The 22,438-nt window shown below is 60.3% G+C and carries 20 protein-coding genes and 1 tRNA gene; 13 read left to right on the top strand and 8 right to left on the bottom strand.

Features of this window, described 5'->3' with window-relative positions; translation table 11 throughout:
• Nucleotides 1–97 precede the first annotated feature (97 nt).
• From PHAMO_RS04825 to PHAMO_RS04810, 4 genes are read left to right on the top strand one after another with little or no spacing between them, the layout of a single operon-like run.
• Nucleotides 98–1,750 (top strand): NAD+ synthase, encoded by a 1,653-nt coding sequence (locus PHAMO_RS04825; RefSeq protein WP_002726976.1) that lies wholly within the window; start codon nucleotides 98–100, stop codon nucleotides 1,748–1,750.
• Complete coding sequence (gene gltX / locus PHAMO_RS04820; RefSeq protein ID WP_002726975.1) at nucleotides 1,747–3,087, top strand: glutamate--tRNA ligase; 1,341 nt, start codon at nucleotides 1,747–1,749, stop codon at nucleotides 3,085–3,087. The genes PHAMO_RS04825 and gltX overlap by 4 nt, the downstream gene beginning before the upstream one ends.
• A gap of 36 nt (nucleotides 3,088–3,123) precedes the next feature.
• Nucleotides 3,124–4,506 carry a cysteine--tRNA ligase gene (gene cysS / locus PHAMO_RS04815; protein WP_002726974.1) on the top strand — a complete coding sequence of 461 codons (1,383 nt, stop codon included), beginning with the start codon at nucleotides 3,124–3,126 and terminating at the stop codon, nucleotides 4,504–4,506.
• Nucleotides 4,507–4,512: 6 nt separating this feature from the next.
• Nucleotides 4,513–5,904, top strand: a complete 1,392-nt coding sequence (locus PHAMO_RS04810) for a hypothetical protein (RefSeq protein ID WP_002726973.1) — start codon at nucleotides 4,513–4,515, stop codon at nucleotides 5,902–5,904.
• 58 nt (nucleotides 5,905–5,962) lie between these two features.
• Here PHAMO_RS04810 and PHAMO_RS04805 read toward each other — a convergent pair whose 3' ends face one another.
• Complete coding sequence (locus PHAMO_RS04805) at nucleotides 5,963–7,444, bottom strand: methyl-accepting chemotaxis protein (protein WP_040566193.1); 1,482 nt, start codon at nucleotides 7,442–7,444, stop codon at nucleotides 5,963–5,965.
• Nucleotides 7,445–7,546: 102 nt separating this feature from the next.
• A complete protein-coding gene (locus PHAMO_RS04800) occupies nucleotides 7,547–8,377 on the bottom strand; it encodes an RMD1 family protein (RefSeq protein ID WP_002726970.1) in 831 nt (276 codons plus the stop codon).
• Nucleotides 8,378–8,547: 170 nt separating this feature from the next.
• On the opposite strand from PHAMO_RS04800, the gene PHAMO_RS04795 reads away from it, so the two are divergent.
• Entirely contained in the window at nucleotides 8,548–8,853 is a 306-nt protein-coding gene (locus PHAMO_RS04795) for an STAS domain-containing protein (RefSeq protein WP_002726968.1), read from the top strand.
• A gap of 21 nt (nucleotides 8,854–8,874) precedes the next feature.
• Here the strand turns inward: PHAMO_RS04795 and PHAMO_RS04790 are convergent, their stop codons facing one another.
• Nucleotides 8,875–10,971, bottom strand: a complete 2,097-nt coding sequence (locus PHAMO_RS04790) for a heparinase II/III domain-containing protein (protein ID WP_002726967.1) — start codon at nucleotides 10,969–10,971, stop codon at nucleotides 8,875–8,877.
• An 11-nt stretch (nucleotides 10,972–10,982) separates the two neighbouring features.
• Nucleotides 10,983–11,363: a DUF2023 family protein gene (locus tag PHAMO_RS04785; RefSeq protein ID WP_002726966.1), complete on the bottom strand. Its 381-nt coding sequence runs from the start codon at nucleotides 11,361–11,363 to the stop codon at nucleotides 10,983–10,985.
• 147 nt (nucleotides 11,364–11,510) lie between these two features.
• Here PHAMO_RS04785 and PHAMO_RS04780 point away from each other — a divergent pair, with 147 nt between their 5' ends.
• The 6 genes from PHAMO_RS04780 to PHAMO_RS04760 all read left to right on the top strand — a co-directional run bounded on the left by PHAMO_RS04780 (nucleotide 11,511) and on the right by PHAMO_RS04760 (nucleotide 15,449).
• Entirely contained in the window at nucleotides 11,511–12,455 is a 945-nt protein-coding gene (locus tag PHAMO_RS04780; RefSeq protein ID WP_002726965.1) for a ZIP family metal transporter, read from the top strand.
• Between the two features lie 66 nt (nucleotides 12,456–12,521).
• A tRNA-His gene (locus tag PHAMO_RS04775) sits at nucleotides 12,522–12,598 on the top strand.
• A 543-nt stretch (nucleotides 12,599–13,141) separates the two neighbouring features.
• Nucleotides 13,142–13,705, top strand: coding sequence for a phage tail protein (locus PHAMO_RS18880; protein WP_002726960.1), 564 nt, complete (start codon nucleotides 13,142–13,144; stop codon nucleotides 13,703–13,705).
• A gap of 30 nt (nucleotides 13,706–13,735) precedes the next feature.
• Nucleotides 13,736–14,275, top strand: a complete 540-nt coding sequence (locus tag PHAMO_RS04770) for a phage tail protein (RefSeq protein ID WP_002726959.1) — start codon at nucleotides 13,736–13,738, stop codon at nucleotides 14,273–14,275.
• A 19-nt stretch (nucleotides 14,276–14,294) separates the two neighbouring features.
• Nucleotides 14,295–14,888 (top strand): phage tail protein, encoded by a 594-nt coding sequence (locus PHAMO_RS04765; protein ID WP_002726956.1) that lies wholly within the window; start codon nucleotides 14,295–14,297, stop codon nucleotides 14,886–14,888.
• Nucleotides 14,889–15,449, top strand: a complete 561-nt coding sequence (locus PHAMO_RS04760) for a GNAT family N-acetyltransferase (RefSeq protein WP_002726955.1) — start codon at nucleotides 14,889–14,891, stop codon at nucleotides 15,447–15,449. It begins immediately after the preceding gene.
• 129 nt (nucleotides 15,450–15,578) lie between these two features.
• On the opposite strand, the gene PHAMO_RS04755 is transcribed toward PHAMO_RS04760, so the two are convergent.
• Nucleotides 15,579–15,860 carry a PqqD family peptide modification chaperone gene (locus PHAMO_RS04755; RefSeq protein ID WP_002726953.1) on the bottom strand — a complete coding sequence of 94 codons (282 nt, stop codon included), beginning with the start codon at nucleotides 15,858–15,860 and terminating at the stop codon, nucleotides 15,579–15,581.
• Nucleotides 15,861–15,983: 123 nt separating this feature from the next.
• On the opposite strand from PHAMO_RS04755, the gene PHAMO_RS04750 reads away from it, so the two are divergent.
• On the top strand, nucleotides 15,984–16,898 hold the full coding sequence (locus PHAMO_RS04750; protein ID WP_002726951.1) for a hypothetical protein: 915 nt from the start codon (nucleotides 15,984–15,986) through the stop codon (nucleotides 16,896–16,898).
• Entirely contained in the window at nucleotides 16,895–17,713 is an 819-nt protein-coding gene (locus PHAMO_RS04745) for a sulfotransferase domain-containing protein (protein ID WP_002726949.1), read from the top strand. Before PHAMO_RS04750 ends, PHAMO_RS04745 begins: the two co-directional genes overlap by 4 nt.
• Here the strand turns inward: PHAMO_RS04745 and PHAMO_RS04740 are convergent.
• From PHAMO_RS04740 to PHAMO_RS04730, 3 genes are all read right to left on the bottom strand, one after another.
• Nucleotides 17,707–19,638 carry an asparagine synthase-related protein gene (locus tag PHAMO_RS04740; protein WP_002726947.1) on the bottom strand — a complete coding sequence of 644 codons (1,932 nt, stop codon included), beginning with the start codon at nucleotides 19,636–19,638 and terminating at the stop codon, nucleotides 17,707–17,709. The two genes, PHAMO_RS04745 and PHAMO_RS04740, sit on opposite strands and share 7 nt — an antisense overlap.
• Before the next feature lie 386 nt (nucleotides 19,639–20,024).
• Nucleotides 20,025–21,149 carry a UDP-glucose 4-epimerase GalE gene (gene galE, locus PHAMO_RS04735; RefSeq protein ID WP_002726944.1) on the bottom strand — a complete coding sequence of 375 codons (1,125 nt, stop codon included), beginning with the start codon at nucleotides 21,147–21,149 and terminating at the stop codon, nucleotides 20,025–20,027.
• A complete protein-coding gene (locus PHAMO_RS04730) occupies nucleotides 21,146–22,306 on the bottom strand; it encodes a glycosyltransferase (protein ID WP_002726942.1) in 1,161 nt (386 codons plus the stop codon). Before PHAMO_RS04730 ends, galE begins: the two co-directional genes overlap by 4 nt.
• Nucleotides 22,307–22,438: the final 132 nt, after the last annotated feature.

The following is a 22,438-nucleotide window of genomic DNA, read 5'->3' as shown; positions in this document are numbered from 1 at the left end:
GGGGCAGCCAATCCGCAGCGGGGAAGCCCCTTCGTTGACAGGCTTGGCTGCCGTCCATAGTCTGCGAGCCTGATCCAGCTATCCGGCCTGTTTTGACATGACCGAGTCTCTTCGTATTGCGCTTGCCCAGGTCAATCCCGTGGTCGGCGATCTTGCCGGCAATATTCGGATGATCCGTGATGCCCGGACCCGCGCCGCCGCTCAAGCGGCGGATCTGGTGGTGTTCGGCGAATTGTGCGTTTGCGGCTATCCCCCTGAGGATTTGGTGCAAAAGGGCGCGTTTCTCGACGCTTGCGAGGCGGCGGTGCGCGATTTGGCCGGGGAAACCGTCACTGGACCGGCAATTCTCGTCGGCTCGCCCTGGCGCGAGGCCGGGCAGGTGCATAATGCCGCCTTGTTGCTCGATGGCGGACGCATCGCCGAAATCCAGTTTAAGCGGCACCTGCCCAATTACGGCGTGTTCGACGAGGCGCGGCTGTTCGTGCCCGGTCCATTGCCTCGCCCGATGGATTTTCGGGGGGTTCGGCTGGGGGTGCTGGTCTGCGAAGACATGTGGTATGCCGACGTGGCCGAGGCTCTGGCTCGCGACGGTGCCGAAATCTTGGTGGTGCCGAACGGGTCGCCCTATGAAGACGACAAGCAGGGGCGGCGGCTGGAGCACGCGACGGCGCGGTGCGCCGCTACGGGTCTGCCGCTGATCTACGTCAATCAGGTCGGCGGTCAAGACGAACTGGTGTTCGATGGCGGCAGTTTTGTCGTCGCGTCCGATGGCGCTCTGGCCGCGTCGCTGGCTCCGTGGCAGGTCGAGATCGCCTTGACCGAGTGGCGGCGTGAGTCGGGGCGCTGGATCTGCGTCGGGCCACTTGCCGCGCCGGTCGGGCGGTTGGAGGGAATCTATCAGGCGATGGTCGTCGGCCTGCGCGATTATGTGGCGAAGAACCGCTTTCCCGGCGTTGTGCTGGGTCTGTCCGGTGGGATCGACAGCGCCTTGGCGGCGGCCGTTGCGGTCGATGCGCTGGGGGCGGAGCGGGTGCGTTGTGTCATGATGCCGTCGCCCTATACCTCGATCGACAGTCTGGAGGATGCGGCGGAGGTTGCGGCCTTACTGGGAACCCGCCTCGATACCGTTGATATCCGTCCGGCGATGGAGGCATTCTCGGCGATGCTGGCCCCGTTGTTCGGCGATGCCGTTCCCGACACCACCGAAGAGAACGTGCAGTCGCGTGCGCGGGGGCTGACCCTGATGGCCCTGTCCAACAAGTTTGGGCCGATGGTTCTATCGACCGGCAACAAAAGCGAAATGTCCTGCGGCTATGCCACTTTGTATGGCGATATGTGCGGCGGCTATGCCGTGCTGAAGGATGTCTATAAAACCACGGTGTTCGCCCTGTCGGACTGGCGCAATCGCCATTGTCCTCCGGGAGTGTTGGGGCCAAAGGGCGCGGTGATGCCCGAACGGGTGCTGACCAAGCCGCCGACCGCCGAATTGCGGCCAAACCAGACAGATCAGGACAGCCTGCCACCCTATGAGGTGCTGGACGGCATTCTGGAATGTCTGATCGAAGGAGAAATGAGCGTGGCCGAAACCTGCGCCAAGGGCTATGACGAGGAAACAGTGCGGCGGGTCTGGCGGATGCTTGACCGTGCCGAATACAAACGGCGTCAGGCTCCGCCCGGAGTCAAGATCACCGCCCGTGCGTTCGGCAAGGAGCGGCGTTACCCCATCACCAACGCCTTCACGCCACGATGAGCGTTATCGTTCGCTTCGCGCCCAGCCCGACCGGGCTGCTGCATGTCGGCAATGCCCGTGTGGCGCTGATCAACTGGCTATTCGCCCGCAAGAGCGGCGGCAGCTTTGTCCTGCGGCTTGACGATACCGACCCGGATCGGTCGCGGGTCGAATATGCCGAGGCAATCGAGGCCGATCTGCGTTGGCTGGGCCTGTCCTGGGACCGGCTGGAGCGTCAGTCCGCACGGCTGGATCGTTATCAGGCGGCGGCGGAACGGCTGAAACAGTCGGGTCGGCTCTATCCCTGCTGGGAGACCTCGGAAGAGCTGGAAATCCGGCGCAAGCTGGCGCTGTCGCGCGGGCGTCCGCCGGTCTATGACCGCGCCAGCCTGCGGCTGACCGAAGCCGAGATCGCGGCGCGCGAGGCCGAAGGCCGTCGTCCGCATTGGCGTTTCAAGCTCGATCATGCCGAGGTGCGTTGGGACGATCTGGTCCGCGGTGCTTGCCACGGCCATGGCGAGCACTTGTCCGATCCGGTGCTGATCCGGGCTGACGGCAGCTTCCTCTACACTTTGCCCAGCGTCGTGGACGATATCGACTTCGGTATCACCCATGTCGTGCGTGGCGAGGATCACGTCACCAACACCGTTGCCCAAATTCAGATTTTCGAGGCGTTGGGCGGGCCGGTGCCGGGCTTTGCCCATCTGCCGCTGCTGACCGATGCCGGTGGTGCGGGGTTGTCGAAGCGGCTGGGGTCCGGCTCGCTGGCCGACCTGCGGGCGCGGGGGATCGAGCCGATGGCGTTGAACGCACTGCTGGCCCGGCTTGGCACGTCCGACGCGGTTGCGGTGCAGCACGATCTGGCCGGACTGGCCGCCGAATTCGGCTGGGACAAGTTCGGACGCGGCAGCCCGAAATTCGATCTCGCCTTGCTGGAGCGGCTTGATTCCCGGCTGGTGCACGAGATGAGCTTTGCCGAGGCGCGTGAGTCCCTGACCGAGTTGGGCCTGTCCGAAGCCGACGAAGCGTTCTGGCTGGTGGTGCGCGGCAATCTGACCCGGATGGCCGATGCGGCCGAGTGGTGGGCGATTTGCCGTGCCGAGCTGGCTCCGGCGACGGAAGAGGTCGAATTCACCCGCGCCGCCGCCGCGTTATTGCCGCCCGAACCGTGGGATCTGTCGAGCTGGTCGGTGTGGACCGAGGCGGTGAAACAGGCCACCGGCCGCAAGGGTAAGGCTCTGTTCCATCCGTTGCGTCTGGCTCTGACCGGGCGCGAGAATGGACCGGAACTGAAGACTCTGTTACCTCTGATCGGTCGAGCCCGCGCGTTGGCTCGGCTTGAAGGCCGTGTGGCCTGATCTTCCCTTTGATTATTGAATGCCGGAGACCGATCGGTGCCGCTGGTTCTTTACAATACCCTGTCCCGCCGCAAGGAACCGTTCGAGCCGCTGGCTCCCGATCATGTCGGGATGTATGTCTGCGGTCCAACCGTCTATGACCGCGCTCATATCGGTAATGCCCGTCCCGTCATCGTTTTCGACGTGCTCTATCGGCTGTTGAAGCAGACCTATCCGTCCGTGCGCTATGTCCGCAACATCACCGACGTCGATGATAAGATCAACCAACGCGCCAAGGATTCGGGTGAGCCGATCTCGACCATCACGGCGCGTACCACCGCCTTGTTCCATGAGGATATTGAGGCGCTGAATTGCCTGTCGCCCGATGTCGAGCCGCGCGCCACCGCTCACATCCCGCAGATGGTGGCGATGATCGCCCGGCTGGTCGAGCGTGGCCACGCCTATGTGGCCGAGGGACATGTGCTGTTCAGCGTTGCGTCGATGCCGTCCTATGGTGGTCTGTCGCGGCGGTCTCAAGACGAGATGATTGCCGGAGCCAGGGTTGAAGTCGCTCCTTACAAGAAAGATCCGGGCGACTTCGTTCTTTGGAAGCCCTCGTCCGATGATCTGCCCGGCTGGGATAGTCCGTGGGGGCGGGGCCGTCCTGGCTGGCACATCGAATGCTCGGCGATGAGCCTTGAACATCTGGGTGCCAGTTTCGATATCCATGGCGGCGGACAGGATCTGGTTTTCCCTCACCACGAAAACGAGATCGCGCAGAGCGTCTGCGCCAACGGTCAGCCTTTTGCCCGGTACTGGCTTCATAACGGCTGGCTAATGGTCAATGGCGAGAAGATGTCGAAGTCGTTGGGGAACTTCATCACCGTCCGCGATCTGCTCGACCTTGCTCCGGGCGAGGCGATCCGGTTGGCGATGTTGACCACTCATTACCATCAGCCGCTCGACTGGACCGCCGATCTGTTGCGGCAGTCGCGGGCCACCCTCGACCGGCTTTATACCGCGTTGCGCGCTGTTGCCGATATTCCCGCCGATGACACAGCCGACGCGCCGATCGAGGTGCGGGCCGCGCTGGAAGACGATCTCAATACCCCGCTTGCGATCAGCCATCTGCACGATCTGGCCGGAAGCCTCAACAAGGCGGTCGATCCCGCCGACAAGGCGAAGAAAAAGGCGCGGCTGCTTGCGTCGGGTCGTCTGCTCGGTCTGCTGTCCCACGATCCCGAGACGTGGTTCAAGACCGCGACGGCCAAGGGGGACGGTCCCGACGACGCCGAGGTCGAGGCGATGATCGAGGCCCGCGCCGCTGCCCGCAAGGGGCGTGATTTCGCCGAGGCCGACCGTATCCGCAAGGCACTGGCCGAGGCTGGCATTCTGCTGGAAGACGGTGCGTCGGGTACGACCTGGAAAAGGGGGAACTGACCCCCGATGCCGCGAGCCCCGCTCACCGGCTGGTCTTTTGCTTGGCATTGCCTGTCTTTCATGCTGGTCGTGCTTCTGCTGATTGCTCCCGCGCTGTGGAATGGATATCCGCTGATCTATTTCGACAGCGAAGATTACATCGACATGGCGTTCAGCTTTCAGCCGATCGTCTGGCGGACGATGACCTACAGCATGCTGTGCACCCTGACCCGGCTATTCGATACGCTGTGGATCATGCCGTTGGTGCAGGCGGTGCTGACCACCTGGGTGCTGCATGAAGCCGTGATGGGCTTTGTCGGGCGATGGCGGCATATCGTGTTTCTTGCCATCGGACTGCTTCTGGCTCTGCTGACCGGGCTGCCCTGGGTCGCATCGCAATTGCTGGCCGATGTTTTTGCCGGGGTCTCGATCCTGGGGATTGCCACTCTGGCTTTTGGCGAGGGATTGCCGCGGTGGCGGCGCTCGGCGCTGGGGGTGGTGACGGCGCTGGCAATCTGCGTTCACATGTCGCATGTCGCGGTGGCGGCCGGATTGCTGATGGTGTTGTGGGCGATGTCGGCGCTGTCGCGGCTGATCCGGCGGATGCCGCGTCCCCGTCTGACCATCGCCAGTTTGTCGATTGTCTGTGGCATCCTGGCGGTTCCGGTGACTCATCAACTGGTTACCGGGCGTTTCTATTTCAGTGAGTCCGGGCAGGTGCTGCAACTTGCCCTGTTTGTCCAAAATGGCGTTGCGCAGGCTTATCTCGACGAAGTTTGCCCCCAGGGTGCTCCGCTGAAGATGTGCGAGCACAAGGACGAGCTGCCCCGTACCGCCGACGAATTCTTGTGGGGAGACAGTCCATTCGACGAGATGGGCGGCTGGCGGGCGATGCATGACGAAGCCGGATTCATCGTCAAGGATGCGATCCGCCGTTTTCCGCTTAAGGTGTTTGGCGCCGCCTTCGACAACACGGTCGAGCAATTGCAATCGATCGACAGTGGCGAGGATCTGGTGCCGATGACCTGGCACTTCGTCAAGACTCAGCTACGCCACTTTCCCGCCGAGTTCCGCGAATTCCGCTTCGCCCGTCAGCAGCGGAGACCCGCGCTTGATTTTACCGCCCAGAACGATTTCCAGGTTCCGGTTAATTATGCTGCCGAACTGGCTCTGTTGGCGGTGCTGGTGGTTGCGTGGCGGCGTCGTGATCGCTCGACCACCGGGTTGGCCGTGATCGTTACCCTGGCGCTTCTTGGCAACGCCATCGTTTGCGGCGCGATTTCAAACCCGCACGAGCGCTATCAGAACCGGGTGGTGTGGCTGGCGCTGTTTGCCGTCGCCATCGGTGCGGTTCGTCTCGACCAGCGCTTTGCCCGCCGCCGACCCGATCCGGTTGCGGCCAAGACGCTCCCATCCTGAATTCCGACCGCACAGAGATTAAAGCCCCCTCTTCTCTGGTGAAGAGGGGCTTGACGCTCTAGCGTGCCAGAATCTTGGCGGCATCCTTGGTCTTGCCGACGGATTCCTCAATCTGGTGAATGCTGGAACTGATCGTCGCGACGGTCCGGGAAATGGTTTCAACCGAGTCCGACGCCCGTTGCATGTTCCCCGACATGTCGCGAGTCACCGCGCTTTGTTCTTCGACGGCGGCGGCGGTTGAGGTGACGTGATCGCGGACGGTTCCAATCGACTGGCGGATGATGTCGAGAGCCGACACGACATCGTTCGAGATGGACTGAACGCCCTCAATCTCCTGACTGATCTGTTCGGTTGCACGGGCGGCCTGATTCGCCAAATTCTTGACTTCGTTGGCGACGACGGCAAACCCCTTGCCAGCCTCGCCCGCGCGGGCCGATTCGATGGTGGCGTTGAGAGCCAGCAGGTTGATCTGTCCGGCAATCGTCTGGATCAATCCGACGATTCCGCCCATCGCGGTTGCCGCTTCGGACAAATGCTTGGCCGATTGTCCGGCGGCGACCACCTGATCGAACGCGCCATCGGTTGCCATTTGCGATTTCGTCATGCTTTGAGAAATCTCGGAAATCGAGGCCGCCATTTCCTCGGCGCTGGCCGCCATCAATTGCACATTGCCAGAGGTTTGGATTGCGGCGGAACTGGCTGTCCCTGTCTCGATCGTCGATTGGGTGACGGCCGAGTCGATTTCCGTGAAATTGACGTCGATCAGCGTCTTAAGCTGATTGAGAAGAGCGATTTGTTTGGTGACGTCGGTGGCGAACTTCACCACTTTTATCGGTTTGCCATCGGCATTGAGGATCGGGTTGTAGGACCCTTCGATCCAGACCTCACGTCCACCTTTGCCGATCCGGCGAAACTGGGCCGCTAGAAACTCGCCCTGACGCAGACGAATCCAGAAGTTTTTGTAGTCCTGGCTGTCGCGATAATCTGGATCGACGAACAGGCTGTGATGCTTGCCGACAATCTCAGACAGCTCATAGCCCATCCCTTTCAGGAAATTATCGTTGGCGGTTATGACGATTCCGTCCATCGTGAACTCGATCACCGCCTGGGACTTCAAAATGGCTTCGTATTTGCCATGAAGATCGAGGTAACGCTCTTTTTCTGCGGTCACGTCGGTGGCGAATTTGATGACCTTGTAAGGGGTGCCATCCGGTTTCAGGATCGGGTTGTATTCGGCTTCGAACCAGACTTCGTGACCGTCTTTAGTGATGCGTTTGAACTGGCCGGATTGATATTCGCCCCGCCGCAATCCGGCCCGGAAGTCGGAATATTCTTTGCTGCCGCGATAGGCTTCGTCAACGAAGTTGCTATGGTTCTTAGATAAAATCTCTGGAAGAGTATACCCCATTAACTTAAGAAAGTTCTGGTTTGCGGCGAGAACATTTCCGTTCATGTCAAACTCGACCCGAGCGTTCGATCTATCCAGAGCCTTTATAATTGACTCGTGCTCGAAACTTTTCGTGTCTTTGAACCAAAACATCTTCGACTCCCCTCGGGGGTAGGCGTCCCCATACAACAAGGTCTATAACTTTCGAAGATGTTATTCTCTTTGTTATGAATTGGAAAGTCTCAAATCTTCCCTTTAATGCCAGGGTCCGGAGCCTTGAACCATCTGGACGATCGTCAGAAAAATCTCAAACATGATGAGAAAGACGATGTACCACTCAACCTTCATGCTGCTGCGGGTCTGGATCAGGTCGAGCAGGGTTTCCGCGGTGTCGGAAATCACTTCCAGCTTACGGTCCAGCGCCCGGTTACGGGCCGACAGGTCGTATTCGCGTTCCAGCCGGACGAATAGCCGTTCCAATTCCGGCTTGACCCAGAGGACTTCGGGGCTGTCGAGTAACTCGACGCGGCCGACCATCCGATGTTCGGCCAGCAGGACCTCGCCGATCTGGGCCAGCAGGTCGCGGGTGCGCAGGTGGCGCAGGCTGCGTTTGCCCAGCGAGGCGGCCAGTGGTTCGATGCTGTCAAACACACGGGCGATCCGGGTCTCGTAATGATCGAGGACCAGATCGCGCGCCATCATCTCGGCGACCAGTTGCAGGCGTTCCGGGCAGGTATCGATAAGAGAGATAATTCCGGTTTGATCGACCCGGTCCTCGCCGCCGGGGACGATTGCCAAATCGGTCGAGGCGCGGCCTTGGCTCGGCATCGGCTCGGCGACCAGCTTGGCCAGCGAGGTGAGGAAAACCGCTTCTTCCATCGGATCGAGGCCGAACAACACGGCGACGCCGTAGCGGAATAGAACGGCGAAACCGTCTTTGCCGGCACGGATAATCAGGGGGGCGGTGCCAAGCACCTGACCTTCTTCAAGGCGGCGAGTGTCCAGCCGCTCGCCGAGGAGAAGAACCTGGGCGGACAGGTGACCGATTCCGTTGGAACCGGCGGTGTGTGTGGGGGCGGATGTCATACAGTCCGAAATAGCAGAAAAGGGGGCGTCAACTTAACACGGCGCGGCGGGCAACCGCTTGTGCTGCCGTGGCTGTCACCGAATTTTCATGCCGTCCACGTCGGTTGAAGCCACTGGCGTTCGGTGGAGGCCAAAGTTATAGTTCGAGCGAGCGAGAGGGAGCATTCGTAATGGACTACCGTTTTTCCGAACAGGGTGGCATCACCCATGTCACGCTGACCGGTCAGTTGAATTTCGCCGCCAATGAAGACTTTCAGGCAATCGTTGAGAGAATCTCGAAAATTCGTGGGAGCAAAGTTGTTTTTGATCTCTCCAGTCTAACCCATATCGATTCGGTTGGATTGGGTCTGCTCTATATCGCTCACGAAGAATTGTCTGCGGTCGGGTCTACTCTTTCGTTGCTTCATCCGCGCGATACCGTGCTGAGGATGCTGCAACTGACCGAGGCTAACGAGACCTTCGACATTATTTCCTAATCCCGGCCCTGGCCCGCGTGGTCAGAGCCGCTGGCCGTAGCCGGGCGAGAACGGCAGCGACAGCCCCCACAGGGTCGCCAGATCCTCGGGCGAACGGATGATGTGCGTTACCGCCTCAGCCGGTCTGTCCTCGACGATAATTTCGCCGCCCTCGATCGCGACGCGGCGGGTCACCATCTCTTCAAATCCCCGATGCGAGCCGATGAAGTCGAGGCCGAAGCGCATCGCTTCGGCCTGGGCGCGGTCCTCTAACCGGAACGGAGCAAGCAGACCGGCCGGTTCTTCCGTGCCGCGTCGGGGGACAAAATGGGCCAGCGCCGAGCGATAGCGGTCGCGCGCTACCAGATCGGACCCGAAGACATAGCTGCCGGGATCGCGGGCCCACGGCACTCCGTCGATCTCGATCTCGACCGCCAACTGGTCATTATGGGCGTGGCCGCCACGGCCATTCTGCCCGATTGGGCCGCACCGCACCGCGACCAGAGCGCGGGGGCCGCGCCAGAGATAAAGGCCGAAATCGGGAAAGGCCAACGGCTCCATCCCGTCCAGTGCGGTGGGGTCGGGGGGCTGTATCCTTACGACGAGTCCCGCCGGAGTGGAAAAGATTGGGCCGGTGGGCGGTGCGGGCAAAGGCGGTGCCGCCTCGGTGAAGCGGATTCCGTTGGCGAGAGCGGCGGTCAAAGCCGTGGCGAACCCCGCTTTTGGCGGAATCGTGGCGGGCGGAATCTGCTCGAACAGGCCTCGTGCGGCGGCAAACAACTCGGCAGGGTCGAGGATTCGTTCGACCGGCCCAGCCGCGCCGGGATCGCAAAGCGGCGCGGCTTTGAAAAAACGACCAGAATCTGTGTCGCCGATCTGGATCAACGTGCCGGATGGCAGGGTGGCGGCCGTGGCGAAACGTAGAGCGGCGGCCAGCCGTCCCTGTGCTTCAACCGACAGCGGCCGGTCCAGCCCGGCCAGCAAGGCGGCAGTATAAAGGGCCATCTCCGCCGACAGACGATGATAGGCGGTTGAGGCTTCGAAGCAACCGCCGTCATTGGCGAACTGGCGCAGAATCTCGGCCTCTAGTTCGTCGGCGGCGAAGCCGAGCCAGCTTTTGCTTTCGGCCGCTTCGGGCAGATAGGCGGCAATGAAGGCCAAGCCGCACAAATCGGCCAGGTAATGATTGGCGCGATAGGTTTCGTGCCATTCGAGGAAACGGAAGACGAAGCGGCCATGGGCTAGGGCCGCAGCGGCCAGTTCGGCTTCAAAACTTGCGTCAAAGCGGACCCCCTGGGCGCGGAACAGATCCCATCCGACCAGCAGGTTGGCGGCGCGGATAGCCACATCCATCGGGCAGGACCAGTTAGGCCCCCATCCCGGAGGGTTGGCCCCGAGGAAATCGAGGACCTGATGGCGGAATTCGGCGACAATTCGCTCTGGCGCGGGAAAGCCGGGAAGTCCCTGGACGGCCAGGGCATGGGCCTGGGCCAGGACGGGGGCGTGCTGGAAGCGGGCCAATTCCCACGGCAGCTTGATGTCGATTCCCGGCTGGTGACCGCCGCCGACGGCACGGCCCCAATCCGTCGTTGACCAGCGATAACCCGAACGGAAATCGACCATCCAGTCGATCGGGGTCCAGTCGGGATCGGCGATCTGGTCAAGGAGAGAGCGGGCGCGGGCGCGATTGCCGGGACGATGTTGAGCGGCAATCGCTTCGGCCCATTCGGGAGGCAGAACCGGGCCTGGGCCATACTGGTTTCCGTTGAAACCAGGATAGGTCTCGCCATGGGCGACCCGAACCCAGCCCGAGCCGAGCAAATCAAAGCGATGGTCCAGCCATAACGCCGTCAGCCCTCGCAGCGTTTCGGCATTGGCGGCGACCGGACTGAAATCGACAACGGTCATGCGGGAAGCAAGTGGCCCGGCCTCGCGTGGGTCGAGATAGGCGGTGCGCCGGCCCGTCACCAATTCACGGATCGGCCGGGTTGCTGCCTTCCAGGCGAAGGACAGACTTTTCGCCAAGACCAACTGTAGCGGCATCGTCCGCGCCACCCGCATCAGCAGGGCGAACTGGCTTGGTGGTTTTGGCTCGGCGGAGGAGCCGGTGGGGCTGGCGGAATCCGGGGCGCTGCTCATGATGGGGTGAACTATACCCCGGCGGTTGCTCCCTGCCAATCCGCCCGCCGTTCAGTAGCCGGGGATAGGCTGTCGTGGCGGTGCCGCCGGGTCAGATAACGCCGACATTGCCCCTCGCCGTCATAGCCGAGCAGAGTGCCCAGGATGAAATCTTCTTCGGGTGACAGGCGGTTCAGTGGGCAGGTGACAATCCGCCTTGCCGTCTCGACCCATGGCCCCCGACCAAAGAAAATGTTGGCCTTGGTGTCGCTGACGAAGTGGAGGAAGTGGTCAATTCCTTCGCGTTCGAGCCGCGTTCGAATCTGGAAAATTTCGCCGCCGCTTGCCGTCAGCATGAACAAGGAGCGAACCCCCTTGCGGTATTCGTAGATCTGGTTGAGCAGCAAGCGCATCCTCGACTCTTTCGCTCTGGTGCCAATAGGGCGAGTATATTGCGAATAAGAGCTATTCGCAATAGATCCTCCGATCTGTGTGAACGGGTCTAGCGAGACAGCTCAAAATCAGTCAAAATTGAATAATTCTAAAAAGGAGGCTTGCCTATGACGCACGATCCCGTCATCGACCCGGTTTCCCGCCCGGATAGCTGGGCTGTTACCGCCTGGGCCGAAGCGCGCCGTCGTCCCGGACCTGCTTTGGGGCTGGGGGCCGCGCTGGTGGTGCTGCTGGTTTTGCTCGCGGCGGGTGGGGTAGGGGCATTGCGGCCGGATAAGGCGGAAATGGTTGGCCTGGCTTGGTTGGGTGGTCTGGCCGGGTTTTTCGCTACCGCGCTTGGAGCGGCGGCGGGGGTCTCGCTGCGCAACCTCTCCAGCCGGACCGAAGACAGCCTGCTCGGCTTCGCCGCCGGGATGATGCTGGCAGCCAGTTCGTTTTCCCTGCTTCTCCCCGGTCTGGCGGCGGGGCGCGAGATCACCGGCAGCGGGCCATTGGCGGCGTTGGTGGTGATTGTCGGGTTGGCGCTGGGGGTGGCCCTGATGTTGGGGCTTGACCGTTTCTTCCCGCACGAACATGCCCATACCGGGCCGTGCGGCCCCGGCTCGGCCCGTGTGTCGCGGGTGTGGCTGTTCGTCCTGGCGATCACGCTGCACAACCTGCCCGAGGGTATGGCGATCGGCGTCAGCTTCGCTCAGGGCGATCTGTCGGTGGGGTTGCCCCTGACCACCGCGATCGCGTTGCAAGACGTCCCTGAGGGATTGGCGGTCGCGATCGCTCTGCGTGCCGCCGGGCTTGGTGTCAAACGGGCTGCACTCCTCGCGGCGGCCTCGGGGCTGATGGAGCCGTTGGGGTCGTTGTTGGGGGTGGGGTTGTCGAGCGGATTTGCCCTGGCCTATCCGATCGGTTTGGGGCTGGCGGCGGGGGCGATGATCTTTGTCGTTTCGCACGAAGTCATCCCGGAAACCCACCGCAACGGTCACCAGACTCCGGCAACATTGGGGCTTATGGTCGGCTTTGCGGTGATGATGGGACTCGATACCGCGCTCGGATAACGGGGGCAGTGAAGATCGTGCTTGACGCGGGGCGGGGGGTTCGCTACACATTCCGCCTCCCCGGTGGCGGGTGTAGCTCAGTTGGTTAGAGCGCCAGGTTGTGGTCCTGGATGTCGTCGGTTCGATTCCGATCACTCGCCCCATTCCCCCTTTTATTTCGTTTTGTTCGCTTGCAGGCTAGGAAAGCTCCTAGCCTGGGGTAGACATTTTCCGTCTGTGGGGCAGACACTGCCCCCTTAGCGCGAGGCTGGAATTAGCCCGCGTCCTGCGGCTCTTTCCTTGTCAGCCGCTTCTGATCGGCCTGCTCGCGGTCGTGCCGGATCATCTCGAAAGTCTTGTGCCGATCAGGCGCAAACCGTCCCTCTCGTTGACAAGCCGCTTTGCCTGGCAACTCAGGTCATGTTCGTCGATCTCTGGGCCAAGACCTGGTCGTCATTCAGCCTCAACCTTTAAGTGAATGTGCGCGACCTTGATGGCGGTCCCCCCCACTCTCTGCGCCTTTACCATTACCTCCACGACAATCCACAAAACCTGCTTAAATTCTCGCAAAAATCACAATATATTTTTAATCATTACTCTCTTAAATTGAAACGCTTCCCGTGTGACACGTGCTTGGCTCCATGGTGTTTTAAGGGCACGGCGCGATGTTAATCGCCTTGAACGCGTATCGAGCGGAGGAGGGTGCAATGACGGATAATTTTTTGGGTGAGCTTAGATTCTTTTCCTTTGGGCGTGTCCCGAGGGGTTGGCTGCCCTGCAATGGTCAGATTTTGACGATTCAGCAGTATCAGGCACTCTTTGCGTTAATTCAGAATACCTATGGCGGAGACGGTAAGGTGAATTTCGCTCTCCCGGATTTGCGCGGGCGTGTCGCCGTGGGTATGGGCCAGTCGGCTGCTGGAGGAACGATTTTTCAGCGTGGGAAGACGGGTGGCTCCGAAACGGTAACGCTGACAGCGACGCAAATCCCGCCGCATGTTCATGAGGTCATCGCCTCGCAATCGACGGCGACGACCGCTCAGGCACCGTCCAATAACTATATCGGGGTCGCAACCGCAAGCCCGGCGGGGACTCAACCTTTTAATCTATACGCCCCCAGTCCGACATCCTCGACCGATTCTAACTGGGTGCAACTGCATAGCTCGACGATTTCATCCTCCGGCGGGGCAGTGCCGCATGAAAATCGACAACCAGTTATTGCTTTGCAAGCATGCATTGCAACTCAGGGCCTCTGGCCGTCGCGCGATTAATTTCGGCTCCCATATCGACTGGAGGAACCCATGGCAGAGTTTTATGTCGGCGAAATTCGCCTTTTTGCTTTCGACCAATATGCGCCCGCCAATTTTCTGCCCTGCGACGGCCGGACTTTGAAGGTTGCCGACTATCCGGCGCTTTTTTCCCTGATTGGCACGCTGTATGGCGGCGATGGCACGACGGATTTTAAGATTCCCGATTTGCGCGGGCGCAGCCCAGTTCATTACGGCCAGCTGACGGGCGGCTCGAACTATCTCTTAGCCCAAGCGGCAGGGGCGGAGCAGGTTCAACTGACCTCGGAGATGGTTCCGCCCCACAATCACATCGTCTCAGTTACAAAAGCCGCAGCAACCACGATGGTCCCCGCCGCGAATAATGCCCCAGGGGACGTCGGTAGTAATTTTTATTACTGCAATGAAGATCAGGCGGGCGCGTTGTTCAAAACAGCGGGGGATACGGTTACGGTCAGTGGCGGCGGAGATCAGAAACATCTGAACATCCAGACCAGCTTGATTTTGTCTTATGCGATCGCCGTCAACGGCCTCTATCCAGACTTAAACAATTAACCGTATTTTGGAGGCTGTCATGGCAGATGGTTTTATTGGCGAAATTCGTATTTTTCCTTTCGGTTATGCGCCGATTGGCTGGTTTCTCTGCGATGGCCAGAAGATGGCTTTGAACCGGTATCAGGCATTGTACAGTTTGTTGGGACGCCGATTCGGGGGTGATAATCAGACCTATTTCAACCTTCCTAATTTGAACGGGCGTATTCCTGTCGATGCGGGCGTGTCCCCGACGACGGGCACACAATTCGTCTTTGCCAGAGCGATTGGGGAGGAGACGGTGACGGTGACCTATCCGCAAGCCCCGAGCCACACTCATTCCTTTACAACAAAGGTCTCTGGAGCGTCTTCGGCGGGAATGACGGGGGTTGCAGGAACGATAGCGTCCAGCAACGCCGGAGCATCGCTTCTCAGCCGCGGGATGACCAGCCTTCCGAAGCCAATCTTTGCCTATGACGTTCCGCCGTTGAACAATGAGACCCAGTTGGGGGTGAATGTATCGCCTGCCTATGGGAATGCTCAATTGAATGCGGATTCCCATTCCAATCTTCAGCCCTACTTGGTGATGGCATACTACATCTGCAATGAAGGCGACTATCCGGTCAATCCGAACTAAATGCCGGAAAATTTTGGGCTGGCAGGGCTGTGGATTGCTCTACCAGCCAACTGGCTCGCGCGCGGAATTGGACTCCGGCTGCGGCAGTCCGACGATTTTGCTTTCCTGCGCGATCTTTACCGCAGGACGCGGGCGGAGGAAGTGGCGGCGGCGGGGTTCGATTCCCTCACCGCCGCGCTCTTCCTCAATAGCCAGTTCGATCTTCAGTGCCGCCATTTCGCTGCCCACTACACCTTAGGCGGGCAGCGGATTGTCGTGACCGCGCAGGATCAGCCGATCGGACGGATTGAGCTTTGGATATCTGACGTTGATGGGCGGTTCGATTTGCGTGTCGTCGATATTAGCCTTTTACCGGAATGGCGCGGGCAGGGCCTCGGAGCGGCCCTTCTCGCGGCGGTTCAGCAGGCCGCCGCAACGGAGGGGCGGAGCGTCAGCTTGCATGTGGATAAGCTGAACCGCGCCTATCGGCTCTACACCCGCTTGGGGTTCCGCAAAGCCGCCGATGCCGGGGCCTCTTGGCGGATGGAATGGCGGCCGACGACGAAGCGCCGCCTTCGGTAATCGCGCGAATGCATATTGCGCGCAGTTGAGCGAGAAAACTTCTAATGGTTGTTGGGCATGGCTAGGTGACGATGCTCGTTATCGCCCATCGCTTGGCCCCAATTGCGCTGGCAGATCGTCAGATTCTTCTTAGCCCACCCGGCTCTCGATCATCTTCTGTGTCTCAAGGTAGCTGAGGAACTCCAGCGTATCGGTTTTGACCGTTTCCAGCGGCGTTTGGTAGGTGTCGGCGAGATCCGTGCAAAGATCACGCACGCGCACGGGCTCTTTCAGCCGCTCCCAAATCGCGCGGCTAGTGGCTGTCAGCGCGTAGTATTGGCCATTCTCAATACTCATCAGTACGGTTTCGTCGCCGACATTGGCGTCGAGAATACCGTCGTTCCGAACAACAATTGTCTCCAGCGCGACCATGATTCTCGCATCCTTTTCCACTCATTCGAACCAATTATATATGAGTAGATGGGCGAAAAATATCGTATAAACTGTTTGGGTGCTAATATTTATCCCGTCCAGGTAGAAAGCTGACCGAACTCTATGAGCGATTACCATCTTTTCGGCTGGCGTGTGCAGAGCGCGCTGCCGCTCTCGGAGCTTCTACCTTGGCGGGGTGACGCGCGCGCGCCGGATCTCGTCGTCGAGATTGGTGCCGTGCCGCCGATGGACCCGCACCTGCCGAGCTTTAGCCCCGCTGTGCAGATTTGCCCAACCGGGGTGCGGGTGGCCATGCCAGCGGTTGCAAGCTATTGGGTGGAGGCGGGCAGGCGTGTAATCGTGCAGCCGATTTTGCCGGAAGACGCGGCCGATATTCGGGTGTTTCTGCTGGGAACAGTGCTGGCGATCCTCTGTTTTCAGCGCGGGCTCCTGCCGATGCACGCGAGCGCGGTCGATATTGACGGACGGGTTCTTCTGCTCTCGGGAGTGTCGGGGGCAGGAAAATCCACCTTGGCCGCAGCTTTTTCCGCGCGGGGTTACCGGCTGCTCAGCGACGATCTCTGTGCGCTTGAGGTGCGGGAGGGGCACCCCCTTATGGTTCTTCCCGCCTTTCCGCGTGTCAAGCTTTGGCGCGATTCGGCGCTCCATCTCCAGGTTCCGATCGACGGTTTGGAGCGCATCCGGGAGGAATTGGAGAAATATAACGTTCCTCTGGTGGAGGCGCGGTTCCAACCTGATGCTCTGCCTCCCGCGCAAATCGTCTTTCTACGGACTGAGCGCGCGCCAGAGCGGCCCCCCTTGCGCCGTCTCATTGGGGTGGAGGCGCTGCGGCGATATGATCTGGTTCACCGCTGGCGTTTAGGTTTGGCTCTTGGGTGCCAAGCGTTGATATTCAAAGCTATGGCGCGTTTGGCCGATGCGGTGCCTGTAGTGGAAGTTGCCCGCAGCGAGGATCTTGCCGATCTTCCCGCGCTGGTCGATATGGTCCGCGCGCTGGGGGAGATGCCGCGCGGATGAGCGGGATTTACTGGCTGGCTTCCTACCCGAAATCCGGCAATACGTGGTTGCGGCTGCTGCTGCGTTCTTATGCGGCGGGTGGGGCGGCGGTCGATATTAACGGTACGGCACCGGATGGCTGGAGCATCAACGGTCGCACGCAGTTCGACGAGTCGATTGGCCTTGCGGCATCGGATTTGACCGATGCCGAAATTTTGGCTTGGTGGCCATCGGTGTTACAGAAATGGGCGCAGGCCCGCACCGAACCCGCCTATCTGAAAACTCATACGATGTGCAGGCCGTTCGATTTTACTCTGGGGGTGGTCTATCTGGTGCGCGACCCGCGCGATGTGGCCCTCTCGCTCGCCCGCCATACCGACCGCAGTATCGATGCGGCGATTACAATAATGGGAACACAAGATAAGATTATGGACCGGTCGCGCTATCGGTTACAGCCGGGTTTGTTACAATCCTGGGGCAGTTGGAGCCAGAATGTCGAAAGCTACTTGGCCCCGGCGCCTTTCCCCGTTCATATCGTATCCTATGAGGCGATGCGCGCCGATTCCGCCGCAGCCTTATCGGGGCTTCTGCCTGTCTTGGGATTTCAGGTTGACCACGCGGCGGTAAAAGCTGCCGTCGCGGCGACGGCGCTGGAGACGTTACGGGGCCAGGAAGCCGCGAAAGGCTTTGTCGAAGCGGTGGGACCGCACAGATTTTTCGGCGAAGGGCGCGTTGAAGGATGGCGCGACCGTCTTACGCCTGCGCAGCGTGCCCGGATCGAGGCCGACCACGGACGGGTGATGGCGCGCTTAGGTTATCTCGACGCCGATTACTGATTGCCGCGCTCGCTCCAGCGAATGAATCGGCCGGTTTGAATGGCGCGCGGCAGCATCTGCGCAAATTCAAAACGCCGGGCTTCGGCGGCGGAGGCATCCTGGGGCCAGGTGTCGATCAACTGTTTCAGGCGGGGCAGATCGAGCATTTCGGCGGCCAAGGGCACGTTGGTTAAGCGTTCGATCTCGGCGGCGAAACTCTCGCGTTGGGCGGTCATTCGGGTGAACCATTCCGGGTTTTGCCGACCATAGCCCCGCTCGGCGAGTAGGGCGGCTGGCAATCGGTCGGCGAGCGCCCGGCGTGCAAGGCTGCGCTGCACACCCCCGAGAAGATATTGCTCGCGTGGGATGGCAAGACAAAATTCCGCAAGATCGGGATCGGCGAAAGGGTCGCGTACTTCAAAGCCGTAATAGGCCCGTACGGTGCGAATGGTTTCGAGTGTGCGCATGCGCTGCGCTTCCATATGATGCGCGATGAGCTTTCGGCTATCGGTGGTATAGAAAGAAAGCCCATCGTCGCCCTGTGCCTGGAGAGCCGCGCCCAGACCGACCCTTACGGCGAACTCCGAGCGGATCGCGGCATATTTCGTCGAAGGCTCTTCATCGGGATGCCGCCAGCGCCACAGGGCCGCGCGCAGTTTTGGCGGCAAAGCGGGGAGTAAAACGTGGGCTTTAAGTGTGCCCCAGAGCGTCCGTTGTCGAAACCGGGCGGCACCTGGAAGCAGCTGAATAAGCTTGTCCAGACGGCCCCCTCTGGCAAAATCGCCTAAGCCCCGTAGACCGCTGAAGCTGAGGGTAAAGTTGCCGCAATCGCCCGTCAGCAACATAGCGTGCCCATTTCTTTGAGCGGCGCGATAAGCCGGGTCAAACCAACCTAAGTGATTGGCGTTAGATTGGGGGCGGCCCCCGGCAACGAAAAAGGGGGTGGGATCGATCTCAATCGACGCGGGTTCCGTGGAATGACAAAAATGCGGGTATAGATTGGGATAGCGGGCAGCGAGCGCGTCAACATAGGGCCGTTCCCGGTCATACCACCCGTCCCGCGCGGCGACCCCCTGCCCAGGTGGTGGCTCGGCCGTGTACGTATAAAGGGGAGCGGGGGCGAGCAGGCGCGCCGCCGATGCCGCAACCGCCGAACTATCGAGGCCACCCGACAACAGAACTCCCGGTGTTTGGGCGCTGCGCAAATTCCGCTGAACCGCTTGGTCCAGAAGATCGCGCGCCGCTTCGGCATAGGCTTGTGGCGTTCGCAAGGTCACGCGGCGGCGGGTATCGAGGCGCCAGAAGGCCCGTTCCCGCACGCCTCGGGCATCGGCGGTTAGATAGGTTCCCGGCGGCACGAGGCGGATGTTCTTGTACAGCGTGTCAGCCGGATCTGCGACACTCGCCGTGAACTGGAGGGCGAGTTGGAGCGGATCGAGCGTTTTGGGGACGCTGGGAAATTGGTGGAGCGCGCTCAGCGTCGTTGCAAACCAAAAACCCTTAGGGCGTGCGTGCCAATAAACGATCCGCATGGCCATTGGTGCGGCTATGAGGTGTAGACGCTGCTCCCGCGGGTCCCAGAGCGCAAAACTATAATCGCCCCTTAATTTGTGAAGTGTCTCAAATCCATAGCGGTCGAGCCACGCCGCAGCGATCTGAGAGTCCGGGGTGTGGGGTGGGAGGCCCAGATCCCCAATAATCGGGGAGGGCTCAAAGAGATACCCATCGAAAAGAATAACACGCCCCGCCGGATCTTTGATCGGTTGGCGTTCGGCACGATCTTCGGTGGTTACGATCCGTTGGGCATGCGCCAGCGCGGCAATATCATCGTGCCAAACGCGAGGATTTCCCAGGCCTGCGCCAAAAAAAGCCGCGCCTGCGCGCGCCCGATCCTCCTTGGTTAGCTCTTCCGTCTCAAAAGCAATATAGCCGCGAAAGTCACTCATGAGACGAGGGGCAATGTCTGCGTCCTAGCCTTACGATTGCGTGAAAACCCCGAGGCCATCGTCGCCCGGACTCGAGTCACTCTGTGTGAATTCGGCAATCGAAAACATCGTAATCGATTGGAGCGGCGCAACCCAGCGCATCGGCTGCGCTTCCGGCGACACTGCGTCTTGCACGCTATTGCGGTCGCGTTGCTGCTTTTCCATATAGATCACCCTAACTTATTCGGCGATAAACCCAATTTACTAAAGGCAAACGGGGGCCGCGAGACTAGTGTTTCTTTGGGTGATAACGTTACTGCAATCTTCAACGAATGGAAACAGGGCAATCGCCTGAAGACGAGGGGGATTCCGGTACACGACCTTGACGAGGCGCATCGTCGGCCGCCTCATCGCCTCGACGATATATCGCAGCCTTCTGGTGCGGATGCCAAAGCGAAACTTCTTTCGTCTGCGGTGCGGTGTTGAAACCGCCAAATACTGGCGCACATGTCGTCAAGGTTGCGTCGGCAATTCCATCCCAGCAGGTCAGCGGCCTTGTCCACCTTGGCGTAGCAGGTCGCGATGTCGCCGGGACGGCGCGGCATGATGTGGTAGGGGATCGGACTCCCGCAGGCTTTTTCGAAGGCGTGGACCATCTCCAGCACACTATATCCGCGTCCCGTGCCGAGGTTGAATGTGTTGAGTTCCGTCGAGCGGGTCATCAGGAAGTCGATAGCAGCCAAGTGACCTTCGGCCAGATCCATGACGTGGATATAGTCCCGCACGCCGGTGCCGTCCGGTGTCGGGTAGTCATTACCGAACACCCGCAGGAACGGCAATTGCCCACTGGCGACTTGGGCGATGTACGGCATCAGGTTGTTGGGAATACCGTTCGGAGTCTCGCCGATCAGACCGCTGTCATGGCCGCCCACCGGGTTGAAATAGCGTAAATTGGCAATGTGCCATGACGGATCGGCGCGAACGACGTCGGCCAGGATTTCTTCCATGTGCAGTTTGGTTCGGCCATATGGATTGGTGGCGGAGACTGGGTGTTCCTCGTCTAGCGGCAAATAATGGGGATCGCCATAGACGGTGGCGCTGCTGCTGAAGACGAGGTTTTTGACCTGCGCCGTATTCATGGCCTCAAGCAGACTGATGCCACCCTTGACGTTGTTGGCATAGTACTCGATTGGTTTGGCGACCGATTCGCCGACCGCCTTGGCTCCGGCGAAGTGAATGACCGCATCGATGGCGTGCGCCCGCAGGATCGCCGTCACCAGCGCGGTATCGCGGACGTCGCCTTCGACGAAGGTCTGTTTCTGGCCGATGATCGTCTCAAGCTTGTCCACAACGTCGCGTTGGCTGTTGGCCAGATTGTCGAATAGCACAGTACGGTGACGGGCCGCCGCCAAGACGACGGCGACGTGAGATCCGATGTAGCCCGTGCCTCCGGTCAGGAGGATATTCAGGCTCTTGCCGCTTCCCTTCCACTCCGTATCAATCCGATCCGAAGCGCAACCGTTGTTGGTCATAACGGTGCCTCGCGGGTGGTCGGGAGGGAAATGGCGGCGCGACCGTGGGGCGTCATGCTGTCGAAGATGTCGGCGTAAGCGACGAACATTCCAGCCTGGTCGTAATGCTGGAGGGCACGTTGGCGATTGGCGGCACCGATATAGGCCCGCAAAGGCGCGTTCGAACTCAACCAAGTCAGCACGGTGGCGAATGCGGTATCGGTTCTAGCGCTCAGAAATGACCGATTCTCACGCGCAACCATCGTGGCGATATCGCCGACATCGGTTGCTGCCACCGGCTTTCCGGCCGCCATCCCTTCCAGCACGCTATAGGGCATTTGCTCGGTATCGGACGATACGGCGATGATATCGAAGGCTCCGGTCACCCGTGCCGGGTCGGGCCAGTGGCCAGCGAACAGAACCTTGTCGGCGATCCCTAGTTCCGCGGCGAGGTGTTCCAGCGATGTCCGTTCGCTGCCGTCGCCGACGATGACCAGACGGGCGGGGGTGAGATCGACGGTTAGGCGGAAGGCGCGCAGCAGTCGATCCAGACGCTTTTCTGGGCGGAGCGTGGCAACGCTGCCGATTACCGGCCCATCGCCGACAGGCAGGAGGGCGGAAAAGGCGGGGTCGGGCGCGCTGGCGAATCTCGCGGTATCGATGCCGTTGGGGATGTACCGCAGCCGGTGAGGGGGCAACCGCCACCGCGTGGTGGCGATGCCGAGCAGCGTTTGCGACGGCAGCACCACTTTGCTGCGACGCAGGATCAATCGTCGCGTCCAGATCCGCCGTGGAATCTGATTCGTCGCTTCATCGGGTCCGAACCCGTCCTCAATGTGAAGGTGGGGCCGACGCGCCAACTGGTTGGCGATGGCCCAGTCCATCGCGCCCCAATTATAGGTTGCGAGGATATCAGGGCGAATTTCGTCCAGCTTTCTGTGGCAGGACACGATCTCGGACAGCATATCGCCACGGCGCCAGTCGGGCTCCAGCAGCGTGACGTGAAGATCGGGCGACAGACGGGGGGCGCAGCCGTGGCGCCCGTCCATGGCCATGATCAGATGGTGGTAACGGGAGCCGAAGTGATTAGCCAATTGGGCGAATCGAACTTGGGATCCACCGACATCGAACGTAGGAAATATGTGGAGAATTGTAACTTCAGAAGATGATTTTTTCATTGTTAAAAATCGTCCAANATAGTTACAAATATGAAAATTGCCAAAAACACCAATAAATATGACTAAATTTTGATTCTTGACTGGACATAATCACTTATTTAAATAAACTATCCGTGATAGAGTCAATGCTAT

Source organism: Magnetospirillum molischianum DSM 120 (assembly GCF_000294655.1).
GTDB lineage: Bacteria > Pseudomonadota > Alphaproteobacteria > Rhodospirillales > Magnetospirillaceae > Phaeospirillum > Phaeospirillum molischianum.
This window is presented reverse-complemented; position numbering and strand designations above follow the sequence as displayed.